Raw genomic sequence first — 12,588 nt, 5'->3', positions numbered from 1 at the left:
CCGTGGCATGCCATAGCCATGGCTTCCATAGACAGAGCCGCTCTCCGTGACCGGATCGAGGACCGGCGCGAGGACATCGTCGATCTCCTCGCGGAACTCATCGCCCAGCAGTCCGTGACCGGCAACGAGAAACCCGCACAGGAGGTCGTCGCGTCGCGATTGGAATCCCGCGGGCTCGAGGTCGACTCGTGGGAGCCCGACGCCGACGAACTGCGGGACCACCCCGGGTTCTTCGAGACGTCGTCCTACGCGGCACACGGATACGAGGACCGCCCGAACGTCGCAGCGACGCGGACCGGCGACGGCGACGGGCGGTCGCTGACCCTGAGCGGGCACGTCGACGTCGTTCCGGTCGACGAAGGCGAGTGGCGGTACGATCCCTGGGACGCCACTATCGACGACGGCCGCCTCTACGGACGCGGCAGCAACGACATGCTCGGCGGCGTCGCGTCCATGCTCGTCGCGGTCGAGGCGCTCGACGACCTCGGCGTCGAACTGGCCGGCGACCTCACGCTGCAGACGACCATCGAAGAGGAAGACGGCGGTCCCGGCGGCGTTCTCTCGGCGCTCGAGCGCGGCTATCGGCCGGACGCGGCGATCATCACCGAACCCTCCGGCCTGCCGAACATCGGGATGGCGAGCGCCGGGGTGATGTACTTCCGCGTTCGCGTGCCGGGGAAGTCGGCGCACGCCGCACAGGGCTACGCCGGCGTGAACGCCATCGGAAAGGCGACGAAACTTTATCGGGCGCTCGACGAACTGGACCGGGAACGGAAGGCGCGCATCTCCTACGAACCGGCCGTTCGGCAGAACCCGAAACTCGACGGGCACGAGACCAATCTGAACGTGGGCACGATCGACGGCGGCGACTGGCCCTCGACGGTGCCGTCAGCGGCGGTACTGGAGGGGCGGATCGGCTGGCCCCCCGGCGAGACGCGCGAGGAGGTCCGTTCCGAGGTCGAAGCCGCCGTGCGGGACGTCGCCGAGGACGACGAGTGGCTGTCCGAACACGCGCCCGAGGTCGAGTGGTTCGGCTGGAACGCCGCGCCGCACGAACTCGACACCGACGCGGAAATCGTCCAGCTCGCGCGGGAGAACGCGGAGACGGTCACCGGGAGGGAAACGACCTTCGGCGGGGGAAGCGCCGGCAACGACGAGCGGTTTTACAACCGCTACTACGACATCCCCTGTCCGTCGGTCGGCCCGCGCGGCGACAACATCCACGGTGCCGACGAGTACGTGGAGATGGCGTCGCTGGTCGAGACGGCACAGACGCTCGCGCTGACGGCGGTCGACTGGTGCGGAACCGCGAAGTAGCACCGATCGACGACCGCGAGCCTCTACGCTTATGTCGGACCGGTGACTCCACATCGGCACATGGATTCGCTCGCCATGCGCGACCACTGCCGACCGATCGCCGGCGACTATCCCGACGGAATCTACCGCGTCGTCGGCACGGGCGACGACACCGTGACCCTGCTTCGGGTCGGCGACGCCGACGGCCGGCGAGTCAACACCGGCGAGATCGTCACGGTCCGCGACCGAGAATTCGAGGCCTTTGAACCAGCGGAAAACCCCGACGGGAACCGGCCGCTCGGGGCGACGCTGACCGCGAGCCTCGAGATGCTATACTGGCAGCTCAGAGCCTTCGGACAGCAACTGGCCGCACGGCCGCTCCCGGCTGCTGTCGCGGGAGCGCTCCTCCTAATCGGGTTCGCCGGCGAGGGCGTCGTCCCGCTTCCGGAGGTCGCGCTGACCCTGTCGCTCGTCACCGGAGGTGTCGGACTCGCGCTCGTCGGGAGCGGTCGCCTGTGAGAGAGTCTCCGTTCGGTGACGTGCGAGTTCGTTACGGCCGCGTCGCTCTCGACCAGCGACGGCGGTCGGGACCCGAGCCGGCGGCTGACCGGTTCGGTGTCGAAAGCGGAACAAGGGGTCGAGACGCACTCAGTCCGCTATTCGCCGAACAGTTCGTCGACGGCCTGTCGCGCGGCGAGCGCGGCGTCGTCGGCGACCCGTTCGGGGTCGGCCTCGTCCTCGTCTTCCGGCGCGTTGAGGTAGACGTCGACCTCGAGGACGCCGTCCTCGAAGATCGCGGTCACGTCGTAATCGCGCACGTCGGACTGTTTGTAGTGTGAGAAGATGACGCCTTCCGCGGCGTCGGAAGCCGTCTGGACGACGGTCTCGTCCGACGGTTCCTCAGTCGGCATTTACGCGCCGCCAGCGCCCGGGCCGCCGGGGCCGGCCGGGCCGCCGCCCATGCCGCCACCGCCGAGCATGTCCTCGAGCTCCTCCTGAAGGCTCTCGAACTGGTCCTGAACGCGCTCTTCCTGCTTCTCGAGGGTCTCGAGGCGGATCTCGAGCGAGTCGACTTTGTCCTCGAGGTCCTCCTCGGCCTGGTCGTAGTCGGTCTCGACGAGGAGTTCGCCGACGTTCCGGTACATCGTCGTTCCCTCGTCGATGTTGTCGAGTTCCTCGAGGGCGTTCTGGGCCTCGGTGAGGCTCGATTCGGCTTCCTGCTTCTGGACGGCGACTTCCTGTGCCGTCTCCTGAAGGTCCTGTAGCTGCTCGATTTTCTCCTGTGCCTCGGGCGGCAGGTTTCCTTGCATGTCTCGACCGTCGCCCTCCGCACTGATAAAGACCAGCTTTGTCTTCCACGCCGGGCGCTCGAGCGGAGACGGCGAATCGACCGCCGGGCTCAGTCCCGGCCGCGTCCGTCCGCCGCGACCGTGTCGTCGCTGGTTTCCGGCGTCGCGGCGCTGTCGGTCCGAATCACGAGGTAACCCCCACCGAGGAAGAGCGCCCCCAGAGCGGGATGAGCGCGTCCCAGAGGAGGAGCGGATCAGGCCCGGCGGGCCAGACGTGGTGAATCCCGAGCAGCCGGTGATCGACGAGTCCCCCGACGAGGTTGAACGCGCCCCAGTCCATGATCACCGCCCCCAGCAGCGTCCGTCCGGAGTCGGGGACCGAGTGGAATCGCCACGCGCGCGAGAGCAACCACGACGCCGATGATGGTGAACACGTACGTCGCGAGGTGAAAGATACCGTCGACCATCACGTTGAGCTCGAGATGGGTGGCGATACTCGAGTCCGGATAGGACGACAGCATGTGGTGAATCTGGCGGGTCTGATGGAAGACGATGCCGTCGAAGAAGCCGCCCAGCCCGAGCCCGAGGCCGGCGATCACCAGCGGCTTCGCGTCCCGTCGCAGTCCGAGCCACGTTTCGGTCCGATCGGCCATTGACGGAATTGCTCGAGGACGACGAAGTTAGCGGTACCTGCCGGTACAGGGCCGCTTAGCTATGTGGCCCGCGCTCTATCGGGCTTCGAGAACGTCGACACCGATGTCGGCGGTTCGCTCCGCGACGTCGATCAGGGAGAACCAGGTGTTCAGCGCCGCTCGCAGGGCGACGACGTCGTCGGCGTCGATCTCGATGAGCACACGCGATTCCTCTCGTTCGATAGTCGTGCGCGAGCGTTCGTCGTCGATCTCGCCGATTTCGCGAGCGACGGCTTCGGCGACGAGTTCGGCACGCGAGCGCGTCTCGTAGTCGAACTCGAGAGTCGCGTCGTGAGAAGACACGGCGGTTACTGGACGTCGACTTCCTTGACGTCGCGGCTGCGTTCCTTCAGGAGCACGCGGTGGCCGCAGTAGGGACAGCGGACGCCGCCGTACTCGTCGAGCTGGACGTCGCGTTTACAGCGGGAGCATTTGTAACTCATACTGGGTAGAGAGCGTTATTCGTCGTCGTCTTCCGCGAGAGCCGCGCGGATGGAGCGCGTGACGGTGCGGCCGGCGGGGGTCTCCGGGCGGTACGCGCCGCCGGTGAAGACCTCGCCGGTCTCCTCGTTCTTCCAGATGCCGGTGCCGACGCGAGTGACGTCGTCGCCGTCGACTTCGGCGTTTTCCATGTCGTCTTCGATCTCGCTGACGCGACGTCGTGCGACGCGGCCGTAGCGGGCACCGAAGCGGCCAGCGCTACCGACCTGTCCTTTCTTGGCCATAGTGGTCATCTCTATCGCCAGCGGATTCTTAAACCTGTTGAGTCCGGACGGGTTCTGCGGAGACGGCGTTCCGCGGGACGACCCCGTTCACCGGCCACCGATCCGCTCGGCGACCGGCCACGCGAGCAGTTCCAGGACGACGACTGCGAGCGCTGCGAGGTATCCGACTACCGCGAGCGGTGCGGCGAGTAACCCGGTCCCGACACCCGTCGTCGCGATCACCGTACGGATCAGGAGGCCGCTGACGGCCAACAGCGGGATCAGGGTGAGGACGGCGTCCGGTCGCTCGAGCATGGCTAATTATATCTAATTACAGCCCGCGGATTAAGCGTCGGACAACCAGCAGGAACTGACACTTCCATCGGGCCGACACAATAATTGCCGCGAGACGCTCTCGCCGCCGAAACCGACATCAACGGCTGGCAGTCCGTGGAGGCGACCAGTGTGGAGTCGGCTACTGGAATTCCGCGTCCGTGAGCACGTCGTTGAGGTCCTCGCGGATCCGCTCGCCCATCTCCCGGTCGCGGGCGGTCGTCACGACGCGGTTTTCCTGCACGCTCGAGCCGTTCCGGAGGAGCATGCGAACGTTGCCGCCGTCGTCGGCCCGGGTCACTTTCGCGCGCATGCCGGACTGTGACCCCTTCCCGCCGGCGTCGATGGGCCCCGGAATCACCTTCTTGACGTGGGGATGGCCCGCGACGGCCTGGATGGCCTGCATCCCGGTTCGACCCCCGATGAGCGTCGAGTGGCTGCCGCCGATCTTCTCGGACGGCGGGGTCTCGACCACGTCGAGCGCGCGGTTTCCGCGTCGCTCGAGCACCGAAACGACGGGATCGTCGTCGTCGACGCGGTAGAAGGGGTGGTGAACGTCCTCGCGAACGGCGCGGATCACCGTTCGCGCGCCGCCGGCGTAGACCTCTTCGGGACGCTTCCGGCGGATCTCGTCGCCGATCAGTCCCGCGAAGTTCCGGAGTTCGATGGGCTCGTTCTCGCCGTCCTCCGGCGTCGTCGTGATCGTCGTCTCGCCGAGTATCTGCTCCTCGGGATCGGTATGGCTGCCTCGAGCGTCCGACTCGTCCGGCTCGCCGGCCAGCATCGTGATGGTCGCCCTGTCGCGCGCCGCCTCGAGAACGATCGCCTCGGTGTTTTCCTCCCGACAGACCAGACAGAAGTCGCCGGGTTTCTCGAGCGGCGATGCACAGTGACGACACTCCATATCGGTGGATGGGGAGGCGGATGTAAAACAGGCCTGTTTTCGCCCCGATTCGGTCGTTCGGCGGTGGCTCGAGGCTCGACCGTTTCGAGACGCGCCCGTTCCCCGGACGGCGGCATCGGCGGCAGTCGGAATCAGGCACCGCCGCTCGCGATCGTCTCGTCGCTCCCGGCGTTTCCGTCGGCGTCGATAGCGGTGGCGACGATCCGATACTCCGCGAGCCGGTCACCGCTTTGCGCACGCAGGTTTCCGGTCGCGGTGTCGCTGCCACCGGTCAGGGTCGCCGTCGCCGTGTCGATCACGGCGCCCGTCTCGGGGTTTCGGAGTTCGAACTCCGCCCGGTCGAGGTTCCCGTCGGGGTCGGTCGCCTCGAGGGTCACGTCGTAGCGATCCTGGCTGCCGGCGGTGTTGGCGTCAACGCCGGTGATCGTCGCGCTCGGATCGGTTTCCGAGGTCGGACTCGAGCCCCCGCCGTCGCGGTCCATCACGCGGATATCGAACGTGGCCTGTTCGGCCGGCGTCTCGCCGAAGCGCAGCGTCACCGCGACGTCTCGCGTCCCGTCGACGTCGTCGGGGGCGTCGTAGACGAACGTCGCCCGGCCCTCGGCGTCGGTGACGGGATCGACGGCCCGAACGGTACCGTCGCCGGTGACGATCCCGGTCACGGAAACGCCGCTGACGGGGTTGTCGAACCGGTCGCGAGCCTCGACCACGAGTCGCTGCCGGCCGCTCTCGGGGATCGCCGTCGCGTCGCCCTCGATATCGGTGAGGTACGTCGCGTTCTCCTCCTCGACCCCGCTGCCGAGACCGACGGCACCGAGTCGCAGTTCGTAGGTGGCCCCCTGCTCGAGCGTCAGCGTTAGCTGCCCGCAGGGGTCGGGGGGCGCCCCCTCACAGTCGATTTCCTGCACGTACCGGTCGTCCTCCGTATCGCCCGTCGGGTCGAGTTCGTCCGCGAGGAGCTCCCGCCAGGTGTCCTCGGAGAGTCGCGTCGGGATCGTCAGCGTGACCGGCTCGCCGTCGTCCCGGACCGTTACCGTCCGGGCCGGCGCGCTGGTCGGTTCGACGCCGATCGTCACGTCCCCGGCCCGTGAGACCGATCGGTCGCCCTCGAGCGCGATCAGGTCGATCCGGCGATCGTCGACGAGGTCCTGGTCGGACCTCGTCACGTCCGTCTCGTCGAAGCGGTCGTAGACGACCCACGGCTCGGCCACCGTCACCGGCGCGCCCCCGTACTCGTTGTACCTCGGGACGTACTCGAGCGAGCGCGTCTCGAAGGTCCGCGGCCCACCGGTCCAGTAGTCGCCGGTCTCGCCGGTCGCGGTCGCGTTGCCGATTTCGACCGTCGCGGGATCCGTCGTCCGAACCGTCCCGGCGACCGGTGGCGGATTGATGAAGAACATCCGGGGCGGGTAGCGTAGTCCGCCTTCGATCGAGACCGACTCCGTCGCTCCGGTCGTCGCGACCCGGTCGACGGCCCCGCCGACGTCGCGCACGTCCGTCTGCACCCGCTCGCTGTGCTGGAACTCGAGTCCCTCGTTCAGCGCCGGAATCGCCGCCGTCTGGAGGATCGCGAGGAGTGCGAGCGCCAGCGCGAACATGAGGATCGCGCCGATGACCGGTGACACGGCTCGGTCGCTGTCCTCGAGCGCCGCGAGCCGTCCGAAACGGTCGGAGTGTGTCGCGTCGCCGTCGGAGCGGGTCGTCGATCGTGCGTCGGTCTCGCGCGGATCGTCGGGTGTCTGTCCGGACATGATTACACCAGGAAGTAGAACGCGACGACGGTGAGGACGACGAGCCCCAGTCCGTATTTGAGACCGCTGAGGGCGTCGTTCTCGGCGAGTTTGCCGGCGATCAGTCCGCTACCGAACCCCTGGACGAGCGCCGAGTGGAGGAAGAGGAGCTCGTAGGTCTCGACGGGGATCGACCCCAGCGAGACCGGCCCGTCGACCGCCGTGGCCTCGGTTTCGGCCGCCAGGTCGGCGATCGGCGCGAGGTAGCTCGCGCTGACCATGACGATGACCAGCAGATAGACGAGGAAGCCGACGACGACGATGGCGACGTAGGAGCCGATTTCGCGTCGGCGCTGACGGGCGAGTTTCGCCTGTGCGCGCGTGTTCTGCGCCGCGATCTCGAGCAGGCCGTGGAGATCGCCGCTCGAGCGACTGCCCTCCGCGACCAGCGTCATCGTCCGGGTCAACTGGGGGACGTTCAGCCGATCGGCGAAGCCGAGCAGTGCGCCGGTCAGGTCGTGGTTCCAGGCGACGTCGTTTCGGACGCGGGAGAGCTCCTCAGCGAGCGTTCCGCTCGCCCATCGGGTGACCAGATCGAAGGCGTCCACGATGTCGACGCCCATCTGGTTCGCGCTGGCGAGGATGCTCAACACGTCCGGGAACCGCTCGGTGATGAGTTGCGTCCGGCGACGTTCGCGCTCGTGGAGGACCATCAGCGGCGCGCTCGCCGTCACGAGCGGGGCGACGACGAGCCCGACGGTCGTCCGGAGCGGGGTCGCGAGAAACGCCGAAACGGACGGCTCGACGACTCCGCTCCAGATTCCGACGCCGACGACGACGATACCGGCCGGCACCGTCACTCCCAGCGAGAGGACGGGGCGGCGTCGGATCGCACGAAACGGATCGGAGAGAAACGCCGCGAGGCCGGTCTCGCGTCTGGATTGCTGATATGCCGGAAACCGCGGGTCGTCGGCGACCCGTTCGGTCTCGATCTCGCGTCCGTCTTCGACGGCGAGGCTGGCCGTCGGTTCCTCGAACGGCCGGGAGAGCAGATCGATGGCGAGCAAGAATCCGACCATCGACAGGGGAAACACGACGTAAACGAGGACGGCGATCAGCCCGACCGTCTCCGACCCGAGGAAACTCACCACCATCAACACGACGATCAGAAAGAGCGGTGCCGCGACGAACGCGACGACGAATACCTCACTGAGGATCCCGAGCGTCTCGAGGAACGACGACTGCTCCTCGAGCGCGTCGTCGAGGGCCTCCTCGGACTCCTCCTCGAAGAACGTCTCGAGGTCGCCGCCGGAGTCGAGGACGCCGAGCAGGTCGTCGAGGAATCGCCGGAGATCGTCGCTCGGGGTGAGAAGTCGGACGTTGTCGATCGCCTGCAGCAGGTCGTTTCCGAACAGGTCGATCTCGCGGACGATGAGATCGAACTCGTTCGCGACCTCGCCGTAGACGTCCTCGCTGTCCCCGAGGCGGCGACACACCTCCACGAAGTTCATCCCGCCGCTCGACAGCGCGTACATGAACGTGATCGCGTACGGCAAGTTGAGCGCGATGCTCCGCCGCCGGGCCGCCACGAGACTCCGGGGATAGTAGTAGTTCCGCCCGATCCAGACGCCGCCGCCCGCGGCGAGCGAACACCCCAGTGGAACCAGCAGCGCTGCCACGACGACGGGACTCGTCAGAAACGCCTCCCGCACTCGCCCGGAGAGGCCGAACATCGGTTCCAGCGCTCCGACGGTCCCGGTGAGCGCCAGCGCGAGGAGGACGAGGTTGCCGACGATCCCCGCGACGACGGCAGCGACCCCGGCGATTTTGGCGCTGTCCGTCAGGTAGGTGTCGTACGTGTCTCGGATCCGCGCCTGCTTGAGCCGCCGCTGGAGCCCGCGGTACCGCTCGGGGCGGCTCTTGAAGAACGTGCGCGTCCGACCGTACGCCTCGCGCAGCTCGCGTTGTTCCGCCGCGTCGAGCTCCCGTTCGTCGACGAGCGGCTGGCTCAACGCCTCCTCGGGCTCCGGCTCCGGGTCGACGTCTCGTCGCTCAGTCCGTTTCCCGTCGACCGGCGCGTCGGACCGCTCGAGCGAGTCCGCCGGATCGCTCTCGAACGCGTCCTCGAGGACGGCCGCGGCGGTCTCCGCGTCGAGTGAGGTCGTTCGAGAGTTGGGGATCCCCCCCGACCGCTGTGTGGCATCGTCGGGCGGCGACGAATCGGCGTCAGCGCGGGGGCGACGGTCGACATCGCCGCTGACAGAATCGGATTCACCGTCGGTACTGGACTGGTCGCGGTCGGGCACGGCTCAGTCGTCAGCCTCCGTCACTGCGATCTGATCGGGATCGAGTTCCCCCGCGCGGACCTCCTCGAGGACGTAGTCCGGATCGCGGATGAACCCCTGGACGACGCGTGCGACCCGCTCGTATTCGGTGATTCCCTCCTCGAGCAGGTACTCGAGGACGGCTTCGCGGTCCTCGAGTTCGCGCTCGATGCGGCCGGGCGTCCAGCCCCGTTCGTCGGCGATGTTCCCGAGGACTCGCGACCCCGTCGTCTGTTCGAACCGATCGGCGGTGGGTTCGTACCGGAACACCTCGTGGGGGTCGATCTCGTCGCCGTTGCCGTCGTCGTGACCGAACTCCACCAGCCGTTTGTTCCGCCGGACGCGCTTGCCGTTCTGGGTGGTCTGTTGCTGGATCGAGACGATGTCGAGGTTGCCGATCATTCCCGCCGGAACGTTCAGCGGCTCGTTTTGCAGCCGGCTCAACAGCCCGCGAACGGAGTCGGCGTGGAACGTCGTGTACGCCGTATGGCCGGTCGCGATCGACTGGAAGAACGTGAGCGCGACGTCGCTTTCGGTGCGGATCTCCCCGATGACGAGGTACTCCGGGCGCTGGCGAAGGGCGGCCTGGAGCAGATCGAACATCCCGACCGAGCCGCGCCCGCCGGCGGTGACGCCCCGCCGAGTGACGCTCTGGATCCAGTTGTCGTGGGGGAGCGTGAGCTCGGGCGTGTCCTCGATCGACACCACCTTGCTCTCCGGCGGGACGAACATCGATACCGCGTTGAGACTGGTCGTCTTCCCCGAGCCGGTGCCGCCGGCGAACATGAGCGAGGCGTTGTTCTCGACGGCCAGCCAGAGATAGGCCATCTGCTCGAGCGAGAACGTGCCCCAGTTGATGAGGTCGACCGGGGTGAACGGCACCTCGGCGAACTTCCGGACGGTGAAGTTCGCGCCGCCGGTCGTCACCTCGCCGCCGAGAGTGAGCTGGACCCGGGAGCCGTCGGGCAACGAGGCGTCCACCAGCGGATCGGCGACGGAGAGGTGTTTGCCGGCTCGCTGGGCGAGTCGGACGACGTACGCGCTCAGTCGCTCGTCGCTGAAGGAGAGGTTCGTCCGGAGGTCGCGGTAGCCGTGGTGGTAGACGAAGACGGGTCTGGCGGCGCCGTCGCACGAGATGTCCTCGACGGCGCGGTCGCGCATGATGGGGTCGATCTTCCCGTAGCTCACGAAGTCCCGCCGGAGATAGTAGAGGAGCTGCTGCAGGGAGCCGTCACCGACGGTCGCGGCGTGCTCGCGCATGACGCGCGGGACTTCCTCGTCGAAGGCGGCCCCCCTGTCGATCTCGCCGTCGAACTCCTTGTACATCAGATCGCTCCGGAGCGACCGGATCAGGTCCTCGCGGACGTACTCCTCGAACTCGTCGAGGTCGGGCTCGACGACGTGATACCGGTTGGTGTTGGTCGCCTCGTCGTACAGCACCGTCACGTACGCGTACGGCCGATTCACCCAGTACCGCTCGACCTCCTCGTACTCGTCGAGATAGCCGAAATCGAAGAACTCCTCCTCGATGAACGCGTCGGACGGACGCCCGGGAAACGCGTCGTCCGACTGGTCGTCGAAGGAGGCCTTCACGTCCGCGAGGACGGCGTTTCTGATCGCGTCCGTCGATTGCGAGTCCGACGGAGCGATGGCCGACGTCGGCTCCGGTTCGGTATCGGTTGGCTCCGTCGTCCCGTCGGCAGTCCGAGCGACGACCTGATCGGCGTCGCCCTCGGAGTCCACCCCCGGACCGACTCCGTTCGGTGGACTCGAGGGAACTTCGCCCCGATTGTCGTCGTTCTCGCCCGGAAGGTTGCCGTCCGACATCGATAGGTCGGATACTCGTTGTGAGCCGACCGTCTAAATGTTACTGGCTTCTGAGGTGACGGGAAATTAATAGGTTGTGTTACACGATATCGTCGAGGATGTGCCGAACCGGTTCCGTGTCGACGATCTCGTAGGGCACCCGGAGCGGAGAGATCGACACTTCTTCCTCGAGGACGGCGTGACGGTCGGTGTCCTCCCCGTCGGGAATGTCTCGGTTGGCCATCTGCTGCCAGAGTCGGTTGGTCAGCTGAAACGCGCCGTCCTCGAACGTCGCGTCCATCTCGTAGATTTCGGTCGGTCGCGTCAGTGCGACGCCGTTGGGTTCGCGATCGGGACGGGGGACGTTGACGTTCAGATAATCGACGCGATCGAACAGCCCGGTTCCGGGGACCCCGTCGACGAGGGCTGCCGTGATCTCGCCCGCTCGCTCGAAGTCCGCCGGCTCGAGCTCCTCGTCGTAGCCCAGCGTGTCCAGCGAGACGGCGATCGACGGCGTCCCGAGGAACGCCGCCTCCATCGCGGCGCTGACGGTCCCGGACCGGGAGAAGACGTACGCGCCGAGGTTCGCCCCGGAGTTACAGCCCGAGACCACGATGTCGGGCGACGGCTCGAGGCCCTTCGTGCCGACGATGGCGCAGTCGCAGGGGGTGCCGTCGACGGCGTAGCCAAGTTCGTGGTCGGTGTGGGGGACCGGGACGGTGAAGGCGCTGTCGGCCAGATCCACGGAGAGGTCGTCGTCGTCCGAGGATTTCGTCCGCCCGTAGGAGAGCGATCGGCCGACCGCGCTCCGATTTCGGTCGGGCGCGACGACGGTGACCGTGCCGACCGTCGACAGCGCGTCGTACAGTCCGCGGATGCCGGGCGCGTCGATCCCGTCGTCGTTCGTCAGCAGAATGTGGGGGTCCGAGTCCAGTACCATTGCCTGGTCGTTGCGTAGCGAGCGAGCTACGTATCAGTTCGGTTCCCGGCGGATCCACCGAACGTGGCGGCGAGTTTCGTCCCGCAGGCCGGGCAGAACCGCGATCCCTCGGCGGCGACCGCGTCACACTCCGGACAGGCGATCCCGCCGTTCGGGTCGGTGACCGACTCGAGGTCGTCGCCGCAGGCCGGGCAGTAGTCTGCCGAGGGCGGAACGTCCACACCACAGGACGGACAGCTGGTACCGTCGTCCCAGAGAACCCGGCGTCGGGACTTGCTGACGTAATTGTACGCGCCCCAGACGAGGTTCCCGACTCCCATCGTGAACCAGAACGTGAGGAGCGCGACCAGGACGTGAGAGAGGATCGAGCCGAACTCCCGATCGACCATCACGACCCGATCCGGCGTCTCCTCCTCGATCGTCCACCCCTGCGCGACGAGTTCGTCCACCTCCCGCTGTACGCGTTTGCTGCGCATGGGGATGGTAGGGCTCGAGCCGACAAAAGGCTACCAGCGAAGGCGGGGAATCGCCACCACTGCAGTTTATATCTGCGACTGAAATACAGGGAAT

General features: G+C 67.2%; 14 protein-coding genes and 1 pseudogene. 2 read left to right on the top strand and 13 right to left on the bottom strand.

Annotation, left to right across the window (positions count from 1 at the left end):
- Nucleotides 1–18: 18 nt before the first annotated feature.
- Together NDI89_RS05900 and NDI89_RS05895 are read left to right on the top strand one after the other, a co-directional pair.
- On the top strand, nt 19–1,317 hold the full coding sequence (locus tag NDI89_RS05900; RefSeq protein ID WP_277520588.1) for an ArgE/DapE family deacylase: 1,299 nt from the start codon (nt 19–21) through the stop codon (nt 1,315–1,317).
- Nucleotides 1,318–1,377: 60 nt separating this feature from the next.
- Nucleotides 1,378–1,815 carry a hypothetical protein gene (locus NDI89_RS05895; protein WP_277520587.1) on the top strand — a complete coding sequence of 146 codons (438 nt, stop codon included), beginning with the start codon at nt 1,378–1,380 and terminating at the stop codon, nt 1,813–1,815.
- Nucleotides 1,816–1,952: 137 nt separating this feature from the next.
- Here NDI89_RS05895 and NDI89_RS05890 read toward each other — a convergent pair whose 3' ends face one another.
- The 13 genes and pseudogenes from NDI89_RS05890 to NDI89_RS05830 all read right to left on the bottom strand — a co-directional run bounded on the left by NDI89_RS05890 (nt 1,953) and on the right by NDI89_RS05830 (nt 12,494).
- Nucleotides 1,953–2,207, bottom strand: coding sequence for a DUF3194 domain-containing protein (locus NDI89_RS05890; protein WP_277520586.1), 255 nt, complete (start codon nt 2,205–2,207; stop codon nt 1,953–1,955).
- Nucleotides 2,208–2,606, bottom strand: a complete 399-nt coding sequence (locus tag NDI89_RS05885; protein WP_277520585.1) for a prefoldin subunit beta — start codon at nt 2,604–2,606, stop codon at nt 2,208–2,210.
- 89 nt (nt 2,607–2,695) lie between these two features.
- A pseudogene (locus NDI89_RS05880) lies at nt 2,696–3,238 on the bottom strand (DUF2243 domain-containing protein).
- A gap of 75 nt (nt 3,239–3,313) precedes the next feature.
- Nucleotides 3,314–3,580, bottom strand: coding sequence for a KEOPS complex subunit Pcc1 (locus NDI89_RS05875; protein WP_277520584.1), 267 nt, complete (start codon nt 3,578–3,580; stop codon nt 3,314–3,316).
- 5 nt (nt 3,581–3,585) lie between these two features.
- Nucleotides 3,586–3,720: a DNA-directed RNA polymerase subunit P gene (locus NDI89_RS05870; RefSeq protein ID WP_006181151.1), complete on the bottom strand. Its 135-nt coding sequence runs from the start codon at nt 3,718–3,720 to the stop codon at nt 3,586–3,588.
- A 15-nt stretch (nt 3,721–3,735) separates the two neighbouring features.
- The gene (locus NDI89_RS05865) at nt 3,736–4,002 is read right to left on the bottom strand and encodes an eL43 family ribosomal protein (RefSeq protein WP_226005897.1); all 267 of its coding nucleotides are present in this window, start codon (nt 4,000–4,002) and stop codon (nt 3,736–3,738) included.
- Between the two features lie 87 nt (nt 4,003–4,089).
- Complete coding sequence (locus NDI89_RS05860) at nt 4,090–4,296, bottom strand: hypothetical protein (RefSeq protein ID WP_277520583.1); 207 nt, start codon at nt 4,294–4,296, stop codon at nt 4,090–4,092.
- A 160-nt stretch (nt 4,297–4,456) separates the two neighbouring features.
- Complete coding sequence (locus NDI89_RS05855) at nt 4,457–5,218, bottom strand: DUF2103 domain-containing protein (protein WP_277520582.1); 762 nt, start codon at nt 5,216–5,218, stop codon at nt 4,457–4,459.
- Nucleotides 5,219–5,349: 131 nt separating this feature from the next.
- Nucleotides 5,350–6,969 carry a hypothetical protein gene (locus NDI89_RS05850; RefSeq protein ID WP_277520581.1) on the bottom strand — a complete coding sequence of 540 codons (1,620 nt, stop codon included), beginning with the start codon at nt 6,967–6,969 and terminating at the stop codon, nt 5,350–5,352.
- Nucleotides 6,970–6,971: 2 nt separating this feature from the next.
- Complete coding sequence (locus NDI89_RS05845) at nt 6,972–9,254, bottom strand: type II secretion system F family protein (protein WP_277520579.1); 2,283 nt, start codon at nt 9,252–9,254, stop codon at nt 6,972–6,974.
- 3 nt (nt 9,255–9,257) lie between these two features.
- The gene (locus tag NDI89_RS05840) at nt 9,258–11,099 is read right to left on the bottom strand and encodes a type II/IV secretion system ATPase subunit (protein WP_277520578.1); all 1,842 of its coding nucleotides are present in this window, start codon (nt 11,097–11,099) and stop codon (nt 9,258–9,260) included.
- A gap of 79 nt (nt 11,100–11,178) precedes the next feature.
- The gene (surE, locus tag NDI89_RS05835) at nt 11,179–12,018 is read right to left on the bottom strand and encodes a 5'/3'-nucleotidase SurE (RefSeq protein WP_277520577.1); all 840 of its coding nucleotides are present in this window, start codon (nt 12,016–12,018) and stop codon (nt 11,179–11,181) included.
- A gap of 26 nt (nt 12,019–12,044) precedes the next feature.
- Nucleotides 12,045–12,494, bottom strand: a complete 450-nt coding sequence (locus NDI89_RS05830; RefSeq protein ID WP_277520576.1) for a zinc ribbon domain-containing protein — start codon at nt 12,492–12,494, stop codon at nt 12,045–12,047.
- Between the last annotated feature and the right edge of the window lie 94 nt (nt 12,495–12,588).

Origin of the sequence: Natrinema salsiterrestre (assembly GCF_029502005.1) — an archaeon.
Classification (GTDB): domain Archaea; phylum Halobacteriota; class Halobacteria; order Halobacteriales; family Natrialbaceae; genus Natrinema; species Natrinema salsiterrestre.
Note: the sequence above shows the minus strand (reverse complement) of the source record. Positions and strands in the feature narration are given on the sequence as shown.

Coding starts and splice junctions, on each gene's coding strand:
- NDI89_RS05900 (WP_277520588.1), top strand. CDS start 19: ATGGCTTCCATAGACAGAGCCGCTCTCCGTGACCGGATCGAGGACCGG.
- NDI89_RS05895 (WP_277520587.1), top strand. CDS start 1,378: ATGGATTCGCTCGCCATGCGCGACCACTGCCGACCGATCGCCGGCGAC.
- NDI89_RS05890 (WP_277520586.1), bottom strand. CDS start 2,207: ATGCCGACTGAGGAACCGTCGGACGAGACCGTCGTCCAGACGGCTTCC.
- NDI89_RS05885 (WP_277520585.1), bottom strand. CDS start 2,606: ATGCAAGGAAACCTGCCGCCCGAGGCACAGGAGAAAATCGAGCAGCTA.
- NDI89_RS05870 (WP_006181151.1), bottom strand. CDS start 3,720: ATGAGTTACAAATGCTCCCGCTGTAAACGCGACGTCCAGCTCGACGAG.
- NDI89_RS05865 (WP_226005897.1), bottom strand. CDS start 4,002: ATGGCCAAGAAAGGACAGGTCGGTAGCGCTGGCCGCTTCGGTGCCCGC.
- NDI89_RS05860 (WP_277520583.1), bottom strand. CDS start 4,296: ATGCTCGAGCGACCGGACGCCGTCCTCACCCTGATCCCGCTGTTGGCC.
- NDI89_RS05855 (WP_277520582.1), bottom strand. CDS start 5,218: ATGGAGTGTCGTCACTGTGCATCGCCGCTCGAGAAACCCGGCGACTTC.
- NDI89_RS05850 (WP_277520581.1), bottom strand. CDS start 6,969: ATGTCCGGACAGACACCCGACGATCCGCGCGAGACCGACGCACGATCG.
- NDI89_RS05840 (WP_277520578.1), bottom strand. CDS start 11,099: ATGTCGGACGGCAACCTTCCGGGCGAGAACGACGACAATCGGGGCGAA.
- surE (WP_277520577.1), bottom strand. CDS start 12,018: ATGGTACTGGACTCGGACCCCCACATTCTGCTGACGAACGACGACGGG.
- NDI89_RS05830 (WP_277520576.1), bottom strand. CDS start 12,494: ATGCGCAGCAAACGCGTACAGCGGGAGGTGGACGAACTCGTCGCGCAG.